Source organism: Curtobacterium sp. MCBA15_012, from assembly GCF_001864935.2.
GTDB lineage: Bacteria > Actinomycetota > Actinomycetes > Actinomycetales > Microbacteriaceae > Curtobacterium.
Window position 1 is genome coordinate 2,097,240 of record NZ_CP126267.1, and the last position, 23,342, is coordinate 2,120,581.

At 74.4% G+C, this 23,342-nt stretch carries 21 protein-coding genes; 15 read left to right on the forward strand and 6 right to left on the reverse strand.

Annotation, left to right across the window (positions count from 1 at the left end; genetic code table 11):
* Window positions 1-248 precede the first annotated feature (248 nt).
* The 5 genes from QOL15_RS09610 to QOL15_RS09630 all read left to right on the forward strand — a co-directional run bounded on the left by QOL15_RS09610 (window position 249) and on the right by QOL15_RS09630 (window position 5,870).
* Window positions 249-2,189 (forward strand): YgcG family protein, encoded by a 1,941-nt coding sequence (locus tag QOL15_RS09610; protein WP_071247331.1) that lies wholly within the window; start codon window positions 249-251, stop codon window positions 2,187-2,189.
* A gap of 194 nt (window positions 2,190-2,383) precedes the next feature.
* The gene (locus QOL15_RS09615) at window positions 2,384-3,109 is read left to right on the forward strand and encodes a PspA/IM30 family protein (protein WP_065964626.1); all 726 of its coding nucleotides are present in this window, start codon (window positions 2,384-2,386) and stop codon (window positions 3,107-3,109) included.
* Window positions 3,110-3,163: 54 nt separating this feature from the next.
* Entirely contained in the window at window positions 3,164-3,982 is an 819-nt protein-coding gene (locus QOL15_RS09620; protein WP_071247278.1) for an arginase family protein, read from the forward strand.
* Window positions 3,983-4,104: 122 nt separating this feature from the next.
* Window positions 4,105-5,508, forward strand: coding sequence for an NAD(P)/FAD-dependent oxidoreductase (locus QOL15_RS09625; RefSeq protein WP_071247276.1), 1,404 nt, complete (start codon window positions 4,105-4,107; stop codon window positions 5,506-5,508).
* Window positions 5,509-5,510: 2 nt separating this feature from the next.
* Window positions 5,511-5,870 carry a Fe-S oxidoreductase gene (locus QOL15_RS09630; protein WP_175473837.1) on the forward strand — a complete coding sequence of 120 codons (360 nt, stop codon included), beginning with the start codon at window positions 5,511-5,513 and terminating at the stop codon, window positions 5,868-5,870.
* 194 nt (window positions 5,871-6,064) lie between these two features.
* Here the strand turns inward: QOL15_RS09630 and QOL15_RS09635 are convergent, their stop codons facing one another.
* Together QOL15_RS09635 and QOL15_RS09640 are read right to left on the reverse strand one after the other, a co-directional pair.
* Entirely contained in the window at window positions 6,065-6,799 is a 735-nt protein-coding gene (locus QOL15_RS09635; RefSeq protein ID WP_370692360.1) for an ABC transporter ATP-binding protein, read from the reverse strand.
* Window positions 6,800-6,867: 68 nt separating this feature from the next.
* Window positions 6,868-7,848, reverse strand: coding sequence for a siderophore-interacting protein (locus QOL15_RS09640; protein ID WP_254784115.1), 981 nt, complete (start codon window positions 7,846-7,848; stop codon window positions 6,868-6,870).
* Between the two features lie 87 nt (window positions 7,849-7,935).
* On the opposite strand from QOL15_RS09640, the gene QOL15_RS09645 reads away from it, so the two are divergent.
* From QOL15_RS09645 to QOL15_RS09670, 6 genes are read left to right on the forward strand one after another with little or no spacing between them, the layout of a single operon-like run.
* Complete coding sequence (locus QOL15_RS09645) at window positions 7,936-8,883, forward strand: alpha/beta fold hydrolase (RefSeq protein WP_065964618.1); 948 nt, start codon at window positions 7,936-7,938, stop codon at window positions 8,881-8,883.
* A gap of 60 nt (window positions 8,884-8,943) precedes the next feature.
* The gene (locus tag QOL15_RS09650) at window positions 8,944-10,467 is read left to right on the forward strand and encodes an ABC transporter substrate-binding protein (protein ID WP_071247274.1); all 1,524 of its coding nucleotides are present in this window, start codon (window positions 8,944-8,946) and stop codon (window positions 10,465-10,467) included.
* Window positions 10,464-11,417 carry an ABC transporter permease gene (locus QOL15_RS09655; RefSeq protein WP_065964613.1) on the forward strand — a complete coding sequence of 318 codons (954 nt, stop codon included), beginning with the start codon at window positions 10,464-10,466 and terminating at the stop codon, window positions 11,415-11,417. Before QOL15_RS09650 ends, QOL15_RS09655 begins: the two co-directional genes overlap by 4 nt.
* Window positions 11,414-12,412 (forward strand): ABC transporter permease, encoded by a 999-nt coding sequence (locus tag QOL15_RS09660; protein ID WP_254784114.1) that lies wholly within the window; start codon window positions 11,414-11,416, stop codon window positions 12,410-12,412. The genes QOL15_RS09655 and QOL15_RS09660 overlap by 4 nt, the downstream gene beginning before the upstream one ends.
* The gene (locus tag QOL15_RS09665; protein WP_083393979.1) at window positions 12,409-13,287 is read left to right on the forward strand and encodes an ABC transporter ATP-binding protein; all 879 of its coding nucleotides are present in this window, start codon (window positions 12,409-12,411) and stop codon (window positions 13,285-13,287) included. The genes QOL15_RS09660 and QOL15_RS09665 overlap by 4 nt, the downstream gene beginning before the upstream one ends.
* Complete coding sequence (locus QOL15_RS09670) at window positions 13,284-14,108, forward strand: ABC transporter ATP-binding protein (protein WP_083393978.1); 825 nt, start codon at window positions 13,284-13,286, stop codon at window positions 14,106-14,108. Before QOL15_RS09665 ends, QOL15_RS09670 begins: the two co-directional genes overlap by 4 nt.
* A gap of 308 nt (window positions 14,109-14,416) precedes the next feature.
* Here QOL15_RS09670 and QOL15_RS09675 read toward each other — a convergent pair whose 3' ends face one another.
* Window positions 14,417-15,856, reverse strand: coding sequence for an amidase (locus QOL15_RS09675; RefSeq protein ID WP_071247272.1), 1,440 nt, complete (start codon window positions 15,854-15,856; stop codon window positions 14,417-14,419).
* An 11-nt stretch (window positions 15,857-15,867) separates the two neighbouring features.
* Window positions 15,868-16,809 (reverse strand): NmrA family NAD(P)-binding protein, encoded by a 942-nt coding sequence (locus tag QOL15_RS09680; protein ID WP_071247271.1) that lies wholly within the window; start codon window positions 16,807-16,809, stop codon window positions 15,868-15,870.
* Between the two features lie 120 nt (window positions 16,810-16,929).
* Here QOL15_RS09680 and QOL15_RS09685 point away from each other — a divergent pair, with 120 nt between their 5' ends.
* From QOL15_RS09685 to QOL15_RS09695, 3 genes are read left to right on the forward strand one after another with little or no spacing between them, the layout of a single operon-like run.
* A complete protein-coding gene (locus QOL15_RS09685) occupies window positions 16,930-17,964 on the forward strand; it encodes a CPBP family intramembrane glutamic endopeptidase (protein WP_083230274.1) in 1,035 nt (344 codons plus the stop codon).
* Complete coding sequence (locus tag QOL15_RS09690; protein WP_305404372.1) at window positions 17,951-19,354, forward strand: sensor histidine kinase; 1,404 nt, start codon at window positions 17,951-17,953, stop codon at window positions 19,352-19,354. Before QOL15_RS09685 ends, QOL15_RS09690 begins: the two co-directional genes overlap by 14 nt.
* Window positions 19,351-20,019, forward strand: a complete 669-nt coding sequence (locus QOL15_RS09695) for a response regulator transcription factor (protein WP_065963015.1) — start codon at window positions 19,351-19,353, stop codon at window positions 20,017-20,019. The genes QOL15_RS09690 and QOL15_RS09695 overlap by 4 nt, the downstream gene beginning before the upstream one ends.
* 25 nt (window positions 20,020-20,044) lie before the next feature.
* On the opposite strand, the gene QOL15_RS09700 is transcribed toward QOL15_RS09695, so the two are convergent.
* Both QOL15_RS09700 and QOL15_RS09705 read right to left on the reverse strand, forming a co-directional pair.
* Window positions 20,045-20,647: an NAD(P)H-dependent oxidoreductase gene (locus QOL15_RS09700; protein ID WP_065963013.1), complete on the reverse strand. Its 603-nt coding sequence runs from the start codon at window positions 20,645-20,647 to the stop codon at window positions 20,045-20,047.
* Between the two features lie 40 nt (window positions 20,648-20,687).
* Window positions 20,688-21,503 (reverse strand): ornithine carbamoyltransferase, encoded by an 816-nt coding sequence (locus QOL15_RS09705; protein WP_071249236.1) that lies wholly within the window; start codon window positions 21,501-21,503, stop codon window positions 20,688-20,690.
* A gap of 120 nt (window positions 21,504-21,623) precedes the next feature.
* On the opposite strand from QOL15_RS09705, the gene QOL15_RS09710 reads away from it, so the two are divergent.
* Window positions 21,624-23,288, forward strand: coding sequence for an ABC-F family ATP-binding cassette domain-containing protein (locus tag QOL15_RS09710; RefSeq protein WP_071249234.1), 1,665 nt, complete (start codon window positions 21,624-21,626; stop codon window positions 23,286-23,288).
* Window positions 23,289-23,342 lie beyond the last annotated feature (54 nt).

The following is a 23,342-nucleotide window of genomic DNA, read 5'->3' on the forward strand; positions in this document are numbered from 1 at the left end:
ACAAACTCTCCAGATGGAGCCGGACCTCCGCGCTTCGTCCACACTCCGACCGCTGTGTGCGTCGCCTGGATAGCATCGGGGCGACAGCGGCTCCAGGGTGCTGCTCCCGGGGGTCCCGGGCAGCACACCCGGCGACGAACGGAGGACGGATGCGAGCGGTGGACGGCCGATCGGCACGACCCGGTACGAGCGGTGACAGGGGGACACGACCTGCCCGCCGCGCACCCTCCCGGGGTGTCGGTCGAGTGGTGTCCCGGATCGCCGCCGTCCTGCTCGCCGTCGGGCTGGTGACGGCTCCCGCTGCTGCCGCCCACGCGACCGACCCGGTCGACCTGCGCGGCGCCTACGTGCTCGACGACGCGGGCGTCCTGTCGAGCTCGCAGCGGGCGCGCGTCGAGCGGTCGGTCCAGGACCTGTACGACAGCACGAAGACGCAGCTCTACGTCGTGTTCGTGCCGACCTTCACGAACCCGAGCGACCACACCGCCTGGGGCGACGCCGTGATGCAGCGGAACCAGATCGACTCCGACAGCATCGTCCTGTCCGTCGCGGTCGACGACCGGATCGCCGACGTCCAGCAGACGAACGAGACCGCGCTGTCCCGCAGCGACGTGCAGTCCGCCTACGAACAGGACGCCGTGCCGGCGCTGCGCAACGGGGACTGGGCGGGCGCGGCGACGGCGTTCGCGACCGGCCTGGCCGACACCCAGGCGCCGCCGGACCTCACGGCCCTGTGGGTGCTCCTGCTCGCCGTGGTCGTCGTCGCCGTGGTGGTCGTGCTCGTCCTCCGGGCCCGGAACAAGCGCCGGACGGCTGCGGCCACCCGTGCGCAGCAGGAGTCCCTCGCGGGGCTCGAACGGTCCGCCGGCGCAGCCCTGGTCACCATCGACGACGAACTCGAGACCGCCGAACAAGAGGTCGGGTTCGCCACGGCCCAGTTCGGCGCCGACGCCGCGAAGCCCTTCGCCGACGCCGTCGCCGCGGCGAAGCGCTCCGTCCGTCAGGCCTTCAGCTACCAGCAGCAGCTCGACGACGAGGTCCCCGACTCCCCCCAGCAGCGCGCGGAGTGGGCGAACCAGATCATCGCCATCTGCCAGCAGGCCCACGCCGCGATCGAGCAGCAGACCGAGGCCTTCGACCAGCTCCGTGCCCTCGAGTCCGGCGTCGAGGACGCCGCCGCAGCGCTCGCGACCGCGGTGGCGGCGGCCCCGACCGCCCTCACCGAGGCGCACGCCGCACTCGAACGGGTGCGTGCCGCGTACACCGGCCGGACGCTCACCACGGTGTCGGACAACGTCGACCAGGCCCGGAAGGTGCTCGACTACGCGACGGAGCGGTCCGGTGCAGCCACCGCTGCGATCGCCGCCGGGGACAAGGGCGAGGCGGTCATCGCGGTCCGCGACGGCCAACACGCCCTGGCGCAGGTCCAGCAGCTCACCAGCAGCGCGACGACCGCCGAGCGCACCTTCGCCGACGCGTCAGCACGGGTCGACGCGATGCGGGCGGACATCGAGGGGGACGTCGCCGCGGCGCGCGCGATGCGGTCGGACGACCCCGGCCTCGCCGCCGCGGTCTCCCGGGCCGAGTCCGTGCTCCGCCAGGGTCTCGACCCGCGGGACCCGGTCGCAGCGGTGGACGTCCTGACGAAGGCGAACACGGAGATCGACGCCGCCCTCGCGACGGCCCGTGGCGTCCAGGAACAGCAGGAGCGGGCACGGCGGGCGCTCGACGACGCCCTGCGGGACGCCAGGAGCCGGATCAGCCAGGCGCGCGACTTCATCAGGATGCGGCGCGGCGGCGTCGGCACGACCGCCCGGACCCGCCTGTCCGAAGCCGAGCGGGCGCTCGACGACGCGGTCGAGCTCGCCACGACCGACCCCGCTCGCGCCGTGCAGGCCGCACGGGCCGCGGAGCAGTACGCGGCGGCGGCGATGGACGCGGCGAACGACGACATGGGCGGGTGGCCCGGGCAGGGCGGCGGCGGGAACGGCGCGCAGCTCGGCGGACTCGTCACGGGCATCGTGCTCGGCGGACTCCTCGGCGGACGCGGGGGCAGCTACGGGGGCGGGTCGTTCGGTGGGGGCGGCTTCGGGGCTGGCGGCTTCGGGGGCGGCGGCGGTGGCTTCGGCGGCGGGGGCGGCGGCGGCGGCGGCGGCGGTGGCGGCTTCTCGGGCGGGGGCCGCTTCTGATCCGCGCGCCGGCGACCTGACTTCCCGCTCCGCCGGGGCCCGGATCGTCGGGCCGGACCACACCACCGGGCCACACAGGACCACTCGCACCACTCGGAGCAGCCAGCTCCGACCAGACCAGCCAGACGACGCAGACCAGCCAAACCACGCAGACCAGACCAGCAGCACCAGGACACTCCACGAAAGGGAACGCAATGGCCAAGCAGACCATCCTCGGCCGGATCTCGGCGCTCATCCGGGCGAACGTGAACCAGCTCATCGACGACGCCGAGGACCCGCAGAAGATGCTGGACCAGCTCGTGCGGGACTACACCAACAACATCGCCGACGCGAAGACGGCGATCGCCCAGACCATCGGGAACCTCCGCCTGCTCGAGCAGGACCACGAGGAGGACAAGCGCGCCGCGGTCGAGTGGGGCCAGAAGGCCGCGAACGCCTCAGCGGCCGCCGACAAGTACCGCGCCGAGGGCAAGACCGCCGACGCCGACAAGTTCGACGGCCTCGCCAAGATCGCGATCGGCAAGCAGATCGCGGCCGAGCAGGAGGTCAAGGACAACGAGGGTCCCCTCGCGACGCAGAACGAGCAGGTCGAGAAGCTCAAGTCCGGCCTGGCCGGCATGGAGCAGAAGCTCGAGCAGCTCCGCAGCAAGCGCGACAGCCTCGTCGCGCGGCAGCGGACCGCCGAGGCCCAGTCCAAGGTCAACGACGCCGTCGGCAACATCGACATCACCGACCCGACGAGCGACCTCGCCCGGTTCGAGGAGAAGGTGCGGCGCGAGGAGGCCAAGGTCCTCGGGCAGCAGGAGCTGCAGGCGTCGAGCCTCGACGCGCAGTTCGAGAGCCTCGAGGACGTCGGCCGTGACGCCGAGGTCGAGGCTCGCCTGGCCGCACTGAAGAACGGCGGGTCGTCGTCGATCTGACCCGATCGACCGGATCGCCCGGACGGCGTCGGACCGTGCTGACAGACTGAGACGATGCAGTTCCTCGTCGTCGGTCAGTGGCAGGGTTCGGCGTCGTCCCGGGCGATGCGCCTCGGTGACGGCGCCCAGGCCGTCGCAGCCGATCTCCCCCGCGCCGCCACCACCACGGTCGACGTCCCCGCCGGTGCGGGCGATCGTCTCGAGACCGCCGTCGCCCGCTACACGTCGGTCCGCGCGGTGGCGGGACGGGTCGCCGAGGAGGTCGGCGTCGCGAGCGAGCCGGTCCTCGTGGTCGGGGGCGACGGGGCGAGTGTCCTCGGTGCGACGGTCCTCGTCCGCCCCGGCACCGCGTTCGTCCGGATCGCCGGGTCGACCGGGTACCGCGCACTGAACCGGGCGCAGCCGGTCGCGGCCGAGAACGCCGTGCTCCGGTTGCTCGTGGACCGACAGGACGACCTCTTCCCCGACCTCCCGACCCTCGACCCGACGCGTGTGGTGCTCGCCGGCATCCGCGGCACCGAGGACGCCGAGTCCGCAGCGCTCGACCGCGTCGGGATCACCCACCTCGACGTCGACGCCGCGACGCCGGACGCCCTCGCCGCCGCGGTGGCAGCGACCGGGGCCGAGTCGGTGTTCGTGCACGTCGACCTCGACGTCCTGGACCCGGCCGAGGTCGACGGCCTGCTCGAGCCGGTGCCCTTCGGGGTCGACGCGGCCGCCCTGGTCGAACTCGTCCAGGCGGCGACCCGTGGTCGGCGGCTCGTCGGAGCGGCCCTGACCGGGTTCGCACCGGTCGACCCGGACCGTGCCGTGGACGACCTCGGCGTGATCCTGCGCGTGGTCGGCGCGCTGACGACGGCGTCCCGCGCGTAGCCCGACCTCCAACGCGGAGCCACGCGTCCCGCGCGCAGCCCGGCGTCCCGTGCGGTGCGCCCTCCGGACCGGTACCCATCGCACCCGGCCGGTCCACCGGCGCCGCGGATACGCTCGGCGGCATGACGGACTACGACCTCATCGTGATCGGAGCCGGCGCTGTCGGCGAGAACGTGGCGGACTACGCCCACAAGCGCGGGCTGTCCGTCGCGGTGGTCGAGGCCGAGCTCGTCGGCGGCGAGTGCTCGTACTGGGCGTGCATGCCGTCGAAGGCCCTCCTCCGCAGCGGTCATGCAGTCGCCGCAGCACGGCGTGTGGACGGCGCCGCCCAGGCGGTCACGGGCCAGCTCGACGCCGCGAAGGTGCTCGCTCGTCGCAACTCCTTCACCTCCGACTACCAGGACGACGGCCAGGTCGCCTGGCTCGAGTCGGCCGACATCGCGCTCATCCGCGGCCACGCGCGCATCACCGGCGAGAAGACGATCGAGGTCGCGGGCGAGACGCACACCGCACGTGCGGCCGTCGCCGTCGTCACCGGCTCCCTGCACGCGCTGCCGGACGTCCCGGGCCTCGCCGACGCGAAGCCGTGGGGCACCCGCGAGGGCACGAGTGCGCAGCAGGTGCCGGAGAGCCTCCTGGTCATCGGCGGCGGGGTCGCCGGCTCCGAGCTCGCGACCGCGTGGGCGTCGCTCGGCGCGAAGGTCACCCTCGTCGCCCGCCACGGCCTGCTCGGCGGGATGGAACCCTTCGCGGGCGAGCTCGTCGCCGACGCGATGCGCGGTCTGGGCATCGACGTCCGCACGGGCGTCAACCCCACCCGGGTCGACCGGGACGAGCACGGCCTCGTGACCACCACCCTCGACGACGGCACCACGGTCGTCACGAGCGAGGTGCTCGCGGCGACCGGTCGTTCCCCGCACACGGCCGACCTCGGCCTCGAGACCGTCGGGCTCACCCCTGGCGACTGGCTGCAGGTCGACGACACGATGCTCGTGCACGGCACCGACTGGCTGTACGCCGTGGGTGACGCGAACCACCGCGCACTCCTGACCCACCAGGGCAAGTACCAGGCCCGTGCCGCCGGCGAGGCGATCGCCGCCCGTCACCAGGGTCGTCCGGTCCACACCGAGCCGTGGGGCGCGCACGTCGCCACCGCCGACCACGCGGCCGTCCCGCAGGTGACGTTCACCGACCCCGAGGTCGCGAGCGTCGGCCTCACCGAGGAGGCCGCTCGACAGCAGGGCATCGACGTGCGTGCGGTCGAGTACGACCTCGGTGCCGTCGCCGGCTCCGCGCTGCAGGCCGACGGCTACACGGGCCGGGCGAAGATGGTCGTCGACGAGTCCCGCGGGGTCGTCGTCGGCGTCACGTTCGTCGGGCAGGACGTCGCCGAGATGCTCCACGCCGCCACGATCGCGGTCGTGGGCGAGGTCCCGGTCGACCGGCTGTGGCACGCCGTGCCCGCGTACCCGACCATGAACGAGATCTGGCTCCGCCTGCTCGAGACGTACGGCCGCCCGGAGTAGCGGTGCGGAACCCGTTCCTCGACTCCCCGGTGTCGCGGGCCGGTTGGGTCGTCGCGACCGCGGTCGGTCTCGCGATCGGACTGCCGCTGTCGACCGGCCGCGTCCGGGTGGTCGACGGGTTGGTCGTCTGCTCGGGACTCCCCCGCTGGGTGTTCCGCCGCGGCGGCACCTGCGTCGGGTCGGTGTACCTGACGCGGGACAACGACGAGGACCGGGTCCTCCGCCACGAACGTGTGCACGTCGAGCAGTGGCGGCGGTACGGGATGGCGATGCCGGTCCTGTACTGGATCGCCGGGCGGGACCCGCTGCGGAACCGGTTCGAGGTCGAGGCAGGCCTCGAGGACGGCGGCTACACCGGCTGACGCGTCACCCACCCCCGAGCGAGCCAGACGTGGCTCGCTCGGCGTCCTCCGGCGACGCAAATCACCCGCACGGCACACGTGAGCGGCGTGTCCTGCCCGCTCGACGTGACAACCTGGCGCGCCGCACGAACGCGCGACGCACGAACGCTCGGCACGCGAGCGGCCGCCACACGCGCGCCCGGGCGCAGCGCCCGTCAGGCCGCGCGGCGCCGCGGGACGACCAGGGGCGTGCCGGTCTCCGGGTCGGGGACGACGATGCACGGCAGCCCGAAGACGTCCTCGACGAGGGCCTCGGTGAGGACTTCCCCGGGCTTCCCCTGCGCCACGATCTCGCCCGCCCGCATCGCCACGAGGTGCGTCGCGTAGCGCGCCGCCTGGTTCAGGTCGTGCAGCACGGCGACCACGGTGCGCCCGGCCGCGTGCAGCGTCGAGGCCAGCTCGAGCACGTCGTACTGGTGGGCGATGTCGAGGAAGGTCGTCGGCTCGTCGAGCAGGACGATGTCGGTCTCCTGCGCGAGCACCATCGCGATCCACACGCGCTGCCGCTGGCCACCGGACAGCTCGCCGACGCTCCGGTCCGCGAGTGCCGCGGTGTCCGTCTGGTCGAGCGCTGCCTGCACGGCGACCCGGTCCGAACCGGACGACGGGTGCAGCAGGTCCTGGTGCGGGAACCGCCCGCGGGAGACGAGGTCGCGGACGGTGATGCCCTCGGGGGCGATCGGTGTCTGCGGGAGCATGCCGACCCGACGGGCGACGGCCTTCGGGCGGTACGACGTGATCGGCGCGCCGTCGAGGTACACCGTGCCCGCCGTCGGTGTGAGCGTGCGGGCGAAGGCCTTGAGCAGCGTCGACTTGCCGCACGCGTTCGGGCCGACGACGACCGTCAGCTCGCCGTCCGGCACGTCGACGTCGAGCCCGGAGACGACCACGCGGTCGTCGTACGCGAGCGTCAGGCCCCGGGCGCCGAGCGCCGTGGTCGGGGTGACCGTGGTGGTGTTCAGTGCTCGGCCTTGCCGCGGCGCCAGTAGCCCATGAAGGCCACCTGCTTCCGGTCCAGTCCGACGCTCCGCACGAGGTGTCGACGGAGCTCCTTGACGCACCCCGCCTCGCCCGCGATCCAGGCGTAGACCGGGCGGTGGGCGGTCGGGGCCGGCACGTCCCAGAGGACCTGCTCGTCGGAGCGGTCGTCCGCCTCGAGTGCGGCGAGCACGTCGACCGAAGCGGTCGAGGACACCGAGGCGGTCGAGGACACCGAGCTGGTCGAGGACACCGCGGTGCCCGGGGCAGCCACGACGGCCCCCGCGGTCCGTCCCACCGTGGACGCCCAGGCGTGCACGTGGTCGGTCATCCGGACACCGTGCGCGGCACCGTTCCGGGCGACCCAGCGCACCTCGACCCCGGCGGGCGCGGAGACCGGCAGCCGGTCGGCGTCCGTCGGGACCTCGATGAACACGTGCCCGACCGCCGTGACGTCGAGCGCCTCGAGGATCGCGCAGATCGCCGGCGCCGCGGTCTCGTCGCCCGCGAGCAGGATGCGTCCGGCGTCGCCCGGGGCGAACTCGGCGGCACCGCCCGGCAGCTCGGCGGGCGACTCCGGCACGGCCGGTCCGACGATCCGGAGCTCGTCGCCGACGCGGCACTCCGAGACCCACCGCGACGCGGGGCCGGTGTCACCGTGGGCGACGAAGTCGATGTCGAGCTCGCGGGCGTCGGGCCGGAAGGAGCGGACCGTGTAGGTGCGGAGCGGGTTCCGCACGGCGTCGGGCAGCGCGCGCCACGCGGCGTACCAGTCCTCGCCGTCGGGCAGGTCGGTGAACCCGACGCCCGGGATCGGCAGGACGACCTTGATCCGCTGGTCGAGACCCACGGCGGAGAACTCGGCGAGGGCGTCACCGGCCAGGGTCACCCGGACGAAGTGCGGGGTCAGCGCGGACACGGCCGTCACGCGGACGGAGAAGACGCGGTACCGGGCTGCCACGCGACGAGTATGGCATGCCTTACCTAAGGCTTCCAGGGTGGAACAGGGTGGATCGGGGTACCGCCCGGCGGTGCGAGGATCGTCCCCGTGCACGAACACGACGACGAATTCTCGGACCTGGCCGCGCTGGCCGCCGCGAGCGGCGTGACGGAGCCGCTCCGCGCCTCCAGGCAGGTGGTCCCCACCACGGACGGACGCGAGACCGCCGCGATCCGCTGGGACACGGCGGACGGCCGGGAGGCACGGATCACCTACCTGCACGGGCTCGGCATCGACGCGCACAGCTTCGACCAGACCGCGCTCGCCGTCGGCGAGCCGGCGGTCGCGCTCGACCTGCCGGGGCACGGTCGGTCGTCCTGGCGGGACGACGCCGACTACGGCGCGGCCGTGACGGCGCCGGACGTGCTCGCGGCGCTCGACGCGCTCGCGGTGCCACCGGGCATCGTCGTCGGGCACTCGCTCGGCGCGATCCTCGCCGCGCGGCTGGCCGCGCTCGCGCCCGAGCGCGTCACCGGGCTCGTGCTCGTCGACATGTCGCCGGACTTCGCGCAGCGGGCCGTCGACCGGATCGCCCGCGCGCTCGAGGACGAGCCGTCGTTCGCGTCGCTCGACGAGGTCGTCGACCGCGCCGTCGAGGCCAGGGTCGGCGACGACCGGGAGGTGCTGCGGCGCGAGGCCCGGCACACCACCCGCCTCGGGGCCGACGGGCGCCTGGTCCGCCGCCACCACTTCCCGCACCTGCCCGCCGGCCGCACCGCGTCGGTCGGCCGGTTCGCGGACGCCTGGCCCGACCTCGAGGCCCTGCGCGTGCCGCTGCTGCTCGTGCGCGGCGACCGCGGCTACGTGTCCCCGAAGCTGCACGCGGGCTTCGCCGAGCGCCTGCCGCACGCGCGCATCGTCACGGTCACCGCCCGGCACGCGGTGCAGAACCAGGCACCCCTCGAACTGGCGGCGGCGATCCGGGCATGGGCGGAGGACTCGGGATTGTTGCACCCCGACGAAGAACCGTCCCCCGACGGCACCCGTCGCCGGTAACCTCGTGCGAGCGCGACGCGACGACCGTCGCTCCCACGCGCCCGGAAGGAACCCACCACCATGAGTCCGCTCCTCCCCCGACCCGGTCGCCGCGCAGCACGCGTCGCCCTGGTCAGCACCGCGGTCGCCGTCGTGTCGGCCATCGCGTTGACCGGCTGCTCCGGCTCGTCCGCCGAGCGCGGTGGCGACGACGCCACCGTCCGCGTGGGGCTCGTGCTCGAGCCCACCAGCCTCGACATCCGCACCACCTCGGGTGCGGCGCTCGACCAGGTGCTCATCGACAACGTGTACCAGGGACTCGTCGGCCGGTCGGGCTCCGACGGGGACATCCGCGACGTGCTCGCCGCGAAGCACGAGGTCTCCGCCGACGGCCTGACGTACACGTTCACGCTGCGCGACGGCACGACGTTCCAGGACGGCAAGCCCGTCACCGCAGCCGACGTGGTGTGGTCGCTGCAGCAGGTGAAGGACGACGCGTCGTACGTCGACTCCGCGCAGCTCGCGAACGTCGCGTCGATCGAGTCGCCGTCCGCCGACCAGGTCGTGCTGCGCCTGTCGAAGCCGGACTCCGACCTGCTCTGGAACCTGACCGGCCGCGCCGGGCTCGTGCTCGAGAAGGCCGCGAAGAACGACCTGTCGGACTCGGCGAACGGCACGGGACCCTACGAGGTGTCGAGCTGGAAGCAGGGCGACGCGCTCGTCTTCGCCCGCAACGACGACTACTGGGGCACGAAGGCGAAGGTCGCGAAGATCGAGTTCCGGTACATCACCGACGGCTCGGCCGCGGTGAACGCGATGGCCGCCGGTGACCTGGACGTGCAGACGTCGGTCGACGGCACCCTGAAGAGCCAGCTCGAGGGCAACGGCGACATCGCGCTGCACACCGGGAAGACGACGGACAAGTACACGCTCGCGTTCAACGACCGTAAGGCACCCTTCACCGACGTGCGCGTCCGCAAGGCGATCCGCCAGGCGATCGACCCCAAGGCGCTCATCAAGGCGATCGGTGGCACCGGCGTGCCGCAGGGCGGCCCGATCCCCGAGCTCGACCCGGGCTACCAGGACCTGACCGACGTCGACGCGTACGACCCCTCCGCCGCGAAGCAGCTGCTCAGCGAGGCCGGGGCGACGGACCTCAAGCTCACGCTGGCGTACCCGAACATCTACGCGGCGACGATCGGCGACGTGCTGAAGTCGCAGCTCGCCGACGTCGGGATCACCCTGAGCGTCAAGCGCGTCGACTTCGCCACGTGGCTGTCGCAGGTGTTCGAGCAGCACGACTTCGACCTGTCGATGGTCAACCACGTCGAGTCCCGCGACTTCGGCAACTGGGCGAACCCGGACTACTACTTCGGGTACGACAACCCGCAGGTGCAGGCGCTGTACGCCCAGTCCGTCGCCGCCACCACCGAGCAGGCGAAGGACGAAGCACTCCGCGCAGCCGCGAAGATCGTCAGCGAGGACGCCGCCGGCGAGTGGCTGTACACCGCGACCGCGATCACGGCCGTCCGGAAGGGCGTGACCGGCGTGCCCTACGACGGCACGAACTCGCGCCTGGACCTGTCGAAGCTCGCGGTGCGGTGACACGCTTCCTGCTCGGGCGGCTGCTGCTGCTCGTCGTCGGCCTGTTCGTGGCGAGCGTGATCGTCTTCGCCACGCTCCGGGTGCTGCCCGGCGACGTGGCACAGGTCGTCGCCGGCACGCAGTCGTCGCCCGCGCAGGTCGAGGCGCTCCGGCAGCAGCTCGGACTGGGTCGGCCGGTCGTCGTGCAGTACGCCGACTGGATCGGCGGACTGTTCCGCGGTGACCTCGGACGGTCGCTCGTGACCGGCGGCGCGGTCGCCCCGGAGCTCGCCGAGAAGCTGTCGGTGACGCTCCCGCTCGCCGGGATGTCGCTCGCCGCGGCGCTCGTGCTCGGCGTGCCGCTCGGGGTGCTCGCCGCGGTGCTCCGGCGCCGTGCGGGCGGGGCGGTCATCGCGTTCGTCGCGCAGGCCGTCGCCGCCGTGCCGATCGTGTGGGCCGGGCTGCTGCTCATCGCGCTGTTCGCCGTGACGCTGCACTGGCTCCCGCCGCAGGGCTTCCCGCTCGACGGCTGGGGCGAACCGGGCCGCGCGTTCGCCGCGCTCGTGCTCCCCGCGCTGACCATCGGTGCGGTCGAGGGCGCCGTGATCCTCCGCTTCACCCGCTCCGCGACGCTCGGTGTGCTCGACGCCGACCACGTCCGGACCGCGGCCGCGATCGGGCTCAGCCGGACGCAGGCCCTCGTGCGGCACGGACTGCCCTCGGTCGCGCTGACGGTGCTGTCCGTGCTCGGGGTCCAGATCGCCGGCCTGCTCGTCGGGGCCGTCGTGGTCGAGCAGCTGTTCTCGCTCCCCGGGGTGGGGCGCATGCTCGTCACCGACGTCGGACGGCGCGACGTCACGAAGGTGCAGTCCGAGCTCCTCGTGCTCACCGGGCTCGTGCTGCTCGTCGGCTTCGCGGTCGACGTCCTGCACCGCGTGCTCGACCCGCGACAGCGAGAGGCACACGAGTGATCCGCCGACTCCTCGCCCGCCCGACCGGCGTGTTCGCGGTCGTCGTGCTCGGGCTGCTCGTCGTCCTGGCGCTCGTCTCGCTGGTGTGGACGCCACAAGACCCGTTCCGCACCGACCCGTTCCGGCAGTGGTCGGGGCCGAGCGCCGCGCACTGGTTCGGGACGGACGCCTCCGGGCGGGACATCGCGAGCTACCTGCTCGCCGGGACCCGCACGACGGTGCTCGTCGCCGTCGGGTCGGGCGTCATCGCGAGCGTCGTCGGCATCGTGCTGACGGCGGTCGGTTCGCTCACGGCCCGCTGGGTCCGCGAGGGCACGGCGGTCCTGCTCGACATCCTCGTGGCGTTCCCGACCCTGCTGACGGCGATGCTGCTCACGGCGGTGTTCGGCGGGTCGCTCGGGGTCGTCGTCGTGAGCGTCGGGCTGTCGTTCGGCGTCACGATCGCCCGGGTCGCCCGCGGGGAGATCCGCCGCATCGCCCGGAGCGACTTCGTGGTCGCGGCGCGGGCCTCGGGCGTCGGACCCCTCGGCGTGCTCACCCGGCACCTCGTGCCGAATGCCGCGCCGCTGTTCACCGTGCAGCTGTCCCTCGCGATGGCCACCGCGGTGCTCGCCGAGGCGGGTCTGTCGTACCTGGGCTACGGCGCCGGGTCGGACACCGCCTCGTGGGGCAGCATGCTCGCCGACCTGCAGACCTACGTCGGGGTGCACCCGTGGAGCGCCGCTTGGCCGGGAGCGGCCATCGCGCTCGTGGTCGCGGCGCTGTCGCTGCTCGGCGACGCGGTGCGTGACGCCACCGACCCGCGCCTGACCACGGGCGACCGTGTGGCGGGCAGCGGGGGCGGTGGCCGTCCCGACGGCCCGGCCGGCGGTGGCCCGGCCCGCGGCAGCGCCGGTGGCGCGACCGACGCCCCGACCGGTGGGAGCGCCGTCCACGGCACCGCCGGTGGCGCGCCCGGCTCCGACGCCACGACCACCCCCGGAGTCACCGCATGACCGACCACGACCGCCAGCCGCACCCCGGTACGGGACCCCGCGACGGGACGGGACCGCACGACCGGACCGCCCCGCCCACCGGGCCGGACCAGCGCGCCGGACTCGAGGTCCGCGGTCTCACGGTGCGGGCCGCGGGGCGGACGCTGCTCGACGACGTGACGTTCACCGTGCCTCCCGGCCGACGCGTCGGCGTCATCGGCGCCTCCGGCTCCGGCAAGTCGATGACCTCGCTCGCCCTGATGGGCCTCGAGCCCACCGGGGCCGAGGTGACCGGCAGCATCCGACTCGACGGACGCGAGCTCGTCGGCCTGCCGGACCGCGAGCGGGCCGGCACCCGCGGGTCCGGCATCGGCATGGTGTTCCAGGAGCCGGGCACGGCGCTCGACCCGCTACGGCGGGTCGGCGCGCAGGTCGCCGAGCCGCTGCGGCTGCACCGCGGCCTCGACCGCCGGTCGGCGCGCACCGCCGCGGTCGCCCTCGCCGACGCGGTCGGCCTGCCCGACCCGGTGTCGCTGCTGCGGCAGTACCCGCACCAGCTGTCGGGCGGACAGCGGCAGCGCATCTGCATCGCGATGGCGATGGCGGGCTCCCCCGCCTACCTCGTCGCCGACGAGCCGACCACCGCGCTCGACGTCACCACCGAGGCCCGCATCCTCGACCTGTTCGAGCACCTGTCGACCGAGCGCGGCACCGGCATGCTGTTCGTCACGCACGACCTGGCGGTGTTGTCCCGGATCGCCGACACCGCGGTCGTGCTCGACGCCGGCCGCGTCGTCGAGGCGGGTCCGGTGCGGACGCTGCTCGACGCGCCCCGGCACCCCGCGACGGTCGCGCTCGTCGACGCGGCCCGCGCGACCGCCAGGAGGACCCCGTGACCGACCCCCGACGTGCTTCCGGCCCCGCACCCGTCCCGGGCGCGCCCGTGCTCGCGGCGTCCGGCCTGCACCGCACGTACCGGCTCCCCCGTCGCGGACCGTTCGAGCCCGGCCCGGTCCGGACCGCGGTCGACGGCGTCGACCTGACGGTCGCCCCCGGCGCCCGGCTCGGCATCGTGGGCGAGTCCGGGTCCGGCAAGTCGACGCTGGTGCGGCTGCTCGCCGGTCTGGAGGCACCTTCCGCAGGGACCGTCGAGGCCTCCGGTCGTCCGGTGGTCGCGTCCGCCTCCGCGGCTGCGACGCGCTGGTTCCGTCGCGAGACCGGGGTCGTGTTCCAGGACCCCTACGCCTCGCTCGACCCGCGCATGCGCGTCGGTGCGATCGTCGGCGAGCCGCTGCGGGCGCTCCGGGTGCCGGGCGACCACGGGGACCTGGTGCGCCGGGTGCTCGAACGGGTCGACCTGCCCGCCGACGCGGTCGAGCGGTACCCGCACGAGTTCTCCGGCGGGCAGCGGCAGCGGATCGCGATCGCGCGGGCGGTCGTGCACGGACCGCGCATCCTGTTCGGGGACGAGCCGATGAGCGCCCTCGACGTGGTGGTCCGGGCGCGGGTGATCGAGCTGTTCCGGTCGCTCGCCGAGGACCTCGGGCTGACCCTGGTGCTCGTGTCACACGACATCGGCGTCGTGCAGCGGCTGTGCGACACGGTGGCGGTGCTGTCCGAGGGGCGGATCGTCGAGCACGGGCCGGTCGGGCTGCTGGACGAGCCGCGGCACCCGGTCACGCGGGCGTTGGTGGCGGCGGCGCCGACGTTGCCGTAGGGGGGGGGCGCGGCGCGGGGGCTCGGCGCGGGTTCGGGCTCGGGGCGTCGTGGTGCCGCTGTCGTGCGACACCGCCGCTGTCGTACGACGACCGCGATGTCGCAGGACCCGGTCCTCCCCCGCACGTGGTCGATGCACGCGGATGATGCGACACCGCCGCTGTCGTACGACGTCCGCGATGTCGCTCGCTGATCACCACACGGGTTCCTCCGGTACGCGGTCGATGCGTGCGGATGCTGCGACAGAATCGCTGTCGTGCGACATCGGCGATGTCGCCGGGCGACGGTCGGGTCGGTGGGGTGGCCGCCTCACCAGCAGGCGGGGTGCCGCCGCTGCCAGCGCAGGCGCCGCTCCAGCTGCGCGCCGATCGCGAGCAGGACGCGCTCGCCACCGGGTCGGCCGATGAGCTGCACGCCCATCGGCAGACCGGCACCGTCGGGGTGCTCGGCATCCGTGGCCCCGACGGGCAGGGTGATCGCCGGGAGCCCGGACACGTTCGCCATCGACGTCCACGGCGAGTAGGCGCACTGCCGGCGGAAGTCCTCCTCGGGGTCGTCGCCGTACCAGCCGAGCGGCCTCGGCGTCAGGGCGAGCGTCGGCGTGAGCACGGCGTCGAACCGGTCGAACGCGCGGACGAGCCCGACCGAGAACGCGTCGAGTGCGGCCATCGCGTCGAGCACCTGCGTGGCGGTCAGCGCCCGTCCGCGTTCGACGAGCCAGGCCACGAGCGGCGTCGCCTGCGTGAGGTCGATGCCGGGCACCCGGGGCAGCCCGGCGGCGCTCGACTCCCACGCCACCCGGAACGCGTCGGCGTAGGGCAGGCGCGGCATCGCGAGGTCCTCGACGCCGTGCCCGACCTCGCCGAGCACGCGCACGGCGGTCTCGACGGCGGCCCGCGCGGCCGGGTCGACCACGACGTCGACGGTGTCGTCCCAGGGCGACCCGTCGAGGACCCCGATCGTGAAGCGTCCCTCGCCCCGGACGGCTGCCGCGGTGAACGGACCCTCGCCGACCTCGGGCGTGACGAGGGCGTACGGCACGCGCTCGGGCACCCCGGTGGGCGCGACGAGGGCGTCGAGGAGCATCCCGGCGTCGGCGACGGTGCGGGTGATGGGTCCGGCGACGGCCAACCCGCCCAGGCCGCTCCGACCGGGCATCGACGGCACCCGGCCACGGCTCGGCTTCAGCCCGACGAGCCCCGTCGCCGCCGCGGGGATCCGCACGGAGCCGCCGCCGTCGGTGCCGACCGCGGCGGGCAGGAGTCCGGCCGCCACAGCGACCGCGGCCCCGCTCGACGACCCACCGGGCGCCCGCTCGGTGTCGTACGGGTTGCGGGTCACGCCGAACCGCGTCTCCGAGGACGAGGACATCCCGAACTCGGGCGACGACGTCTTGCCGAGGCTCACGGTCCCGGCCGCGGCGAGCGCCGACACGAGCGGGTGGTCGACGGTCGCGGGCACGACCGGGAGCGTGGTGGAACCGCTGCGGGTCGGGACGCCGGCGCGGTCGTACAGGTCCTTGTCGCCCGTGGGGATCCCCCACAGGGGTCGCGAGGTCGGGACGAGCTCGCCGAGCCGGGCGGCCCGGTCGCGCGCGTCCTCGGCGGTGACCGTGACGAACGCACCGAGCGTCGGGTCGAGCCGGGCGATCCGCTCGAGGTAGTGGTCGGTGACCTCGAGGGCGGTGGCGTCCCCTCGGCGGATCCAGTCCCAGAGCTCCTGGGCGGACAGGTGGTGGAGTGCGAACACGGTCCCCGAGCCTAGGCGCGGTCGGTGCCGAGGTGGGCGGCGAGGACGTCGCGGACCGTGGTCCAGTGCTCGTCGCCGTACCGGTCGTCGCGCACGTGGTGGAGCTCCCCCTCGCCGCTGAACATGGTGACGAAGTACTGCATGCCCTGCCACGCGGGGAAGGGGTCGGCGGGGTCGTCGGAGGACAGGCGGCGTCCGATGCGTGCCATCGCGGAGAGGGTGCCCGTGGTCCCGGCCCACTGCGTGCGGAACCGGGTGCCGGTGAGGCGCGACAGGGTGTCGGCGACGCTGCGTGCGGTGACGCGGTCGCCGGCGACCTCGACGACGCGCGGGGCCTCGTGGTCGAGGGCGACGTGCGCGGTGGTGCGGGCGACGTCGTCCTTGGTGGTGAAGTCGAGCACCTGGTCGGCGGAGGACCAGAACAGCACCCGGCGCCGTCCGAACAGGATCATCGGCGCCTGGCCCGTGAGCATGTCGGTGAACGCACCGTTCAACACCGAGGTCGCCCGGACCGGGGCGGCGTCGAGCGTGGCGGCGAACTCGCGGCGGAGCTCGAAGTTCCGGTTCGTCCCCGGGGTGGTGGACCGGTAGTCGGCGGAGTAGTCGGACGGCACGAACCGTCGCACCCCGGCGTCCACCGCGGCGCGGAGCAGCGCGGTCTGCGCGTCGACGATGACCGGTCGGGTGCCGCTGACCGCCGAGACGACGACGTCGACCCCGGCGAGCGCGGTGACGAGCGCGGCGTGGTCGTCGTAGGACGCCTCCACCACCGAGAGCCGCGACTCCCCCGCGGTGGGACCGTCCCCGCCGGCCTCGGCGACGAGCCGCGCCGCGGCGGGCGACGACGCCGAGCGGGTGAGCACGCGGACGTGGGCGTCGTGGGTGAGGAGGGCACGGACGATGCGCGTGCCGAGGTCGCCGGTGGCGCCGGCGACGAGGACGGTGGTGGTCATGTCCCCGACGGTACGCAGCCCGACCCGACGCGGGCCGGGCTTGCACCCTTCGGATGCACCCTGCACGGTGCGTCCCTCCGCCGGTCGTCCGGCGACGCGCGGCTTCCTAGCGTCGACGTCATGACGAACCGAACCGATCACCACACGAACAGGACGGGCCGGCCGACCACCGGGCCCGACGACACGACGGGCCGGCCGACCACCGGAACCGACCACACCGCCGACCCGGGCCTCCGGGGCCTCGTGGCCCGCCACCCCCTGCTGTCCTTCGCCGTCCTGGCCCTCGGTCTGAGCTGGCTCGCGTGGGTGCCGTACATCCTCAGCCCGCACGGCCTCGGTGTGTGGGACCTGCACTTCCCGGAGTTCCTCGGGACCGCGCAGTTCACCGGGATCCTGCCCGGCGCACTCCTCGGCCCGCTCGGCAGCGCGTTCCTCGTGACCGCCCTCGCCGACGGCCGTCCGGGTCTGCGTCGCTGGGTGGGGCGGCTGTGGCGCTGGCGGGTGTCGTGGCGCTGGTACGCCCTGGCCCTCGTCGTGGTGCCCGCGCTGGTCGTCCTGACCGGGCTGCCGTTCGCCGGCGGGCAGGTGCAGGCACCGAGCGCGCTGGCCCTGCTCGCGCTCGTCCCCGGGCTGGTCGTCCAGGTGTTCTCGACGGGCCTGTCGGAGGAGCCCGGCTGGCGCGACTTCGCCCTCCCCCGTCTGCAGGAGCGCTTCGGCCCGCTCGGGTCGGCGGCGGTGCTCGGCCCGCTGTGGGCGCTGTGGCACATGCCGCTGTACCTCAGCGACTGGGGCGGCTGGCCGGACGCGCACTGGAGCGAGCCGCTCGTGTTCGCCCTCTTCACCATCACCTTCAACGTCGTGATGACCTGGGTCTTCAACCGCACCGGCGAGAGCCTGCCGATCGCCCTGCTGCTGCACGTCGGGGTGAACAACACCATCTCGACGCTGTGGGCGGACATGTACCCGGGGATGACCGCGGGCACGATGATGCAGGGCCTGGCGATCGTCTCGACGGTGGCCGCGGTCGTGCTGGTGGTCGCCACCCGCGGGCGGCTCGGCTACCCGGGACCGTCGGGACCCCGGTCGGGAGGCGCGGATCACCTGCCCGGGTCGGCCGACGCCCGCCTCGTAGGATCGAACGATGGCACCCGCTGATCCCCGCGCCGGCCGGCGCACCGACGTCCTCGTCGCGGCCCTGACCGCGGTGGTGTCGCTCGGCCTGCTGCTCGGGCTGCCGCCCCTCGACGCCGCCGACCCGGACACGCTCGGCGCCCCGGTGACGGCCCCGCCGGTGGGCAGCGTGCCGTGGACCGTGTTCGCCCTCGTGCTCCTCGCCCAGTCCGCCGTGCTGCTCGCGGCACGACGGGCACCCCGGACCGTGCTGCTCCTCGTCGCGGCGCTCCCCCTGGTACCCGCGATCGCCGTACCGCAGATCGACGACCTGTTCGGGCTCACCGCGCTGCCGGTGGTCGTGGCGGTCGTCACCACCGCCCTCCGGGCCCCGCTGGTCCGCACCTGGCCGGCCCTCGTCGGCGCGGCCGTGCTCGTGGCCCTCGGCACCGGGTGGCACCGGGTCGCCGTCAGCAGTGGCCCCCACGGCGACGAGTTCGCCGAGGCGGTCCGTGACGGGGCCGGCCAGGGCGTGCTCCAGGCCCTCGGCGCCGTCGGCATCCCGCTCGTCGTCGCCCTGGTGGTCCGGTCCCGGCGCGAGGTCCGTGCCGCCCGCCGCGCGGAGGCCGAGGCCCGTGCGGTCGCCGCGGACGCCCGCACCGCCGAGGCCGACGCGCGTGCCGCCGAGGCCTCCGCGGCCGTCCGGGAGCAGGACGCCCGGGTCGACGCGGCCGTCTCCCGCGAGCGTGCCGCGATGGCCCGTGAGCTGCACGACATCGCCGCGCACCACCTGTCCGGGATCGCCCTCATGTCGGCGGTCATCGACCGGCAGATCGACGTCGACCCGGCCGGCGCGCACGAGGGCGTCCGCCAGGTCCGGGAGCAGAGCACCGCGGTGCTCGAGGACCTCCGCCGCCTGGTGGGGCTCCTCCGCGACGACTCCCCCGCCGAACGTGCCGTCGAGACCGTGACGGGCGTCGCCGACCTGGTCGAGCGCGCACGGTACCGTTCCGACGTGCACCTCGAGGTCCTGCCCGCCCCCGCCCGCGCGGCCGACGACGCGACCGCGAGGAGTGCGACCGGCGACGGGACACCACCGCTCGCCGACGGCGTCGGCCCGCTCGCGCAGCTCGCCGCCTACCGCACCGTCCAGGAGGCCCTCGCGAACGCCGCCCTGCACGCCCCCGGTGCGCGCGTGACCGTGACCGTGGACGACCGCGACGCCGACCAGCTGACGCTCCGCGTCGTGAACACGGCGCCCACCGCACCGGCGTCGGGGAGCACGGCAGCAGGCGGGAACGGCCTGCGTGGCATGCGTGAGCGAGCAGACCTGGTCGGGGCGCGCCTCCAGACCGGTCCGACCGACGACGGCGGCTGGGCGGTGACCCTCGTCCTGGGTCGCGAGCCCCGCTCCGAGGCGGAGGCGGGCCGGTGATCCGGGTCCTGGTGGCGGACGACCAGCCGCTCGTGCGCGCCGGGGTGTCGGCGCTGCTCGCGGCGGAGCCCGACGTCGAGGTCGTCGGCGTCGCGGCCGACGGCGGTGAGGCACTGGCCCTGGCGCGGAGCACGCGGCCCGACGTCGCGGTGCTCGACATCCGGATGCCGGTGCGGAACGGCATCGAGGTCGCCCGGGAGCTCTGCGCTCCCGGTGCCGACCCCGCGGTGCCCGTGCTGGTGCTGACGACGTTCGACCTCGACGACCTGGTGTTCGGCGCGCTCGAGGCCGGGGCGTCCGGCTTCCTGCTCAAGGACGCCGAGCCCGACGTGATCGTCGACGCGGTCCGGCAGGTCGCGGCGGGCAACGGCACCATCGACCAGTCCCTGACCCGGCGGGTACTGCGGGAGTTCGTCTCCCGCCGGAGCCTGCAGCCGGTGACCGGGGACCGTGCCGCCGAGGTCCTCACCGCCCGGGAGCGCGACGTGCTCCTGCTGCTGGCCCAGGGCATGTCGAACGAGGAGATCGCGGCGGAGCTCGTCGTCGAGGTCTCCACCGTGAAGTCGCACCTGGCACGGATGCTGCCGAAGCTCGGGGTGCGGTCGCGCCTGCAGGCCGTGGTGTGGGCGTACCAGAACCGCGTCGTGGCGGTCCCGGAGGGCTAGCCGCGGGCAGGTGGGCGGCAGTGCGTCACGGGGACGGGCGCACCGCGGCGACGACCCGCTCGACCGCGGCCGCCACGGCATGCTCGCGCACGGCCGGGTCCTCGTGTTCGGACTCGTGGACGAACGCGGTCGCCCCGCGCACCGCGCCGCAGAAGTCCACCACGCCGTGCTCGAGCTGCGTCCGGAGTGCGCGCTCGTAGCCGTGCCGCTCGTACACCCCGGCATCGTCGCCCGCGATCGGCAGGAGGTGCACCGTGAGGCGCCCGAGCCGTCGGTCGATGCGCCCGTCCGGACCGACGCCGAAGGCCCAGCCGTTCACGAACACCCGGTCGAGCCATCCCTTCAGCAGCGCCGGTACCGACCACCACCACACCGGGAACACGAGCACCAGGTGGTCCGCCCCGTCGAGGCGTGCCTGCTCCGCCGCGACGTCGGGCGCCGGGTCGGTGCCGGTCCGGTAGGTGTGCCGGTCGGCTGCCGTGAAGCGGGGGTCGAACCCCTCGGCGGCGAGGTCCGCGATCGTCGCCGGGCCCGCACCAGCGGCGTCGAGCGCCGTTCGGAGTCGGTGGGCGACGGCGAGCGTCAGCGAGTCAGGATCCGGGTGGGCGGTCACGATGAGCGTCGACACGCCTCGATCCTGCCAGCAGCTGGTGACCGGGCGCCCCGCGTCATCCGGTGCAGTGGGCGAGCACGGCCTGCTGCACCGGGACCAGGGCACGCTTCGCCGCGTACCCGACGAACGCCGCACCCGAGAGCGCGTCCGCGGCGAGCTCGCGACCCCGGACGAAGGGCGGGCAGGGTGCGAACCGGACCCCGGTCGGCGCCCAGGACAACACCTCAGCCGTCACCCGGAACGGCGCCAGCGCACCGGCGTGCGGTCCTGGCCCGTCGGTGACGACGACGTCGGCGTCCGCGACGGCGGCCCGGAGGTCGTCGGTCCAGGCGAGTCCGGCGGTCGCCAGTGCGCTCGGGCAGCACTGCACGAGGTCGAAGCCGAACAGGCGCGACGCCTCGGCCCACGCCCGTGCGATGTTCCCGTCCGCGCCGACGAAGCGGACCCGGAGCGCGCCGACGTCCGTTCCCCCGGTCAGCGCGTAGAGGTCGGCGAGGACCTCGCACGGGTGGTTCTCCGAGGTCATCGCGTTCACCACCGGGACGGCGGCGGCCGCCGCGAGCGCCTCGAGCAGCGCGATGTCCGGGTGCCGCACGACGAGCACGTCGACGAACTGCGCCAGGTACGCCGCGACGTCCCGCGGTGCCTCGTCCTTGTCGAGGGTCTCCGGTGGGAAGACGATCGGCTGCATCCCGGCGAGCACGGCCCCCCGCTCGAACGAGGCCCGCGTGCGCAGGCTCGTCGGTGGGAAGAACATCGCCGCGGCTCCGCCGAGGACGGGGCCGGCTCCGCGCTCGTACGCCCGGGCGAGGGCGAACACCGCGTCGGCGTCGTCGAGGGTCCAGTCGTCCAGTCGGAGCAGGTGGCGCATCCGCCGACCCTACGGGCCGACGGCACGCGCGGCCGGGAGGCGCGTGGCGGGGCCGACCCGCGCCTCCCGACCGGTGGGTGGGCGCGACGGCGGCGGGGCCGACCGTGGGACGATTGCCGGATGACCGCCACGCTCGTCGCCAAGGACCTCGCCGGCGGCCACGCCGCCCGCACGCTCTTCGAGGGGCTCGACCTGACGGTCGCCCCGGGTGACGTGGTCGGCCTGGTCGGCGTGAACGGCGCCGGCAAGTCGACGCTGCTGCGGCTGCTCGCGGGCGTCGACGAGCCGCTCGCCGGGTCGGTGTCGACGAACCCGCCGGACGCGTTCGTCGGGTGGCTGCCGCAGGAGCACGAGCGCGTCGACGGTGAGACGGTCGCGGACTACGTCGCACGGCGCACCGGCTGCGCGGACGCGACGGTCGCGATGGACCGGGCCGCCGAGGCACTCGGCGCCCCCGACGCCGACGACGCGGCCGCCGACCGCTACTCGGTCGCCCTCGACCGGTGGCTCGCGTCCGGGGCGGCCGACCTCGACGACCGCCTGCCGGTCGTGCTCGGCGAGCTCGGCCTCGCGGTCACGGCCGGTGGCGACGGTGTCGGCCCGCACTCCCCGATGACGGCGCTGTCCGGCGGGCAGGCCGCCCGGGTGGGCCTCGCGGCGCTGCTGCTGTCCCGCTTCGACGTGGTGCTGCTCGACGAGCCCACGAACGACCTCGACCTCGACGGCCTCGAGCGGTTGGAGCAGTTCGTGCACGGCCTCCGCGGCGGGGTCGTCCTGGTCAGCCACGACCGCGAGTTCCTCGCCCGCTCGGTGACCGCCGTGCTCGAGCTCGACCTGGCGCAGTCGTCGCACCGCATCTTCGGCGGCGGGTACGACGCGTACCTCGAGGAGCGCGAGGTCGCCCGGCAGCACAAGCGCGACGCGTACGACGAGTTCGCCGCGACCAAGGCCGACCTCGTCTCGCGTGCCCGGACCCAGCGCGAGTGGTCGAGCCAGGGCGTGCGGAACGCGATGAAGAAGAACCCCGACAACGACAAGATCCGCCGGAAGGCCGCGAGCGAGTCGAGCGAGAAGCAGGCGCAGAAGGTCCGGCAGATGGAGTCGCGGATCGCCCGGCTCGACGAGGTCGAGGAGCCGCGCAAGGAGTGGCAGCTCGCCTTCACGATCGGCAGCGCCCCGCGCTCGTCGGCCGTCGTCGCGACCCTGTCCCAGGCCGTGGTGCAGCAGGGCGACCACACCCTCGGACCGGTGTCGCTGCAGGTCTCCGGCGGGGACCGGATCGGCATCACCGGACCGAACGGGGCCGGCAAGTCGACGCTGCTGCGCACCCTGCTCGGCCGGGTCGCCCCGACCTCGGGGACGGCCTCGCTCGGGTCGAACGTCGCGATCGGCGAGGTCGACCAGGCGCGCGGGGCGTTCGCCGGCGACCAGCCACTGGCCGCGGCGTTCGAGGACCTCGTGCCCGAGATGACCACCGCCGACGTCCGCACGCTGCTCGCGAAGTTCGGGCTGAAGGCCGACCACGTCGGACGTCCCGCCGCGGCACTGTCGCCGGGTGAGCGGACCCGTGCGGCGCTCGCGCTGCTGCAGGCCCGCGGGGTGAACGTGCTCGTGCTCGACGAACCCACGAACCACCTCGACCTGGCGGCGATCGAGCAGCTCGAGCAGGCGCTCGACTCCTACGACGGCACGCTCCTGCTCGTCACGCACGACCGCCGCATGCTCGACACGGTGCGGCTCGACCGGCAGTGGCGTGTCGAGGACGGGCGGGTCACCGAGGTCTGAGCGCAGCGGGTCGCCCGGCCGACCCCGCGTGCCCGCACGGCCGGGATCTGGTGG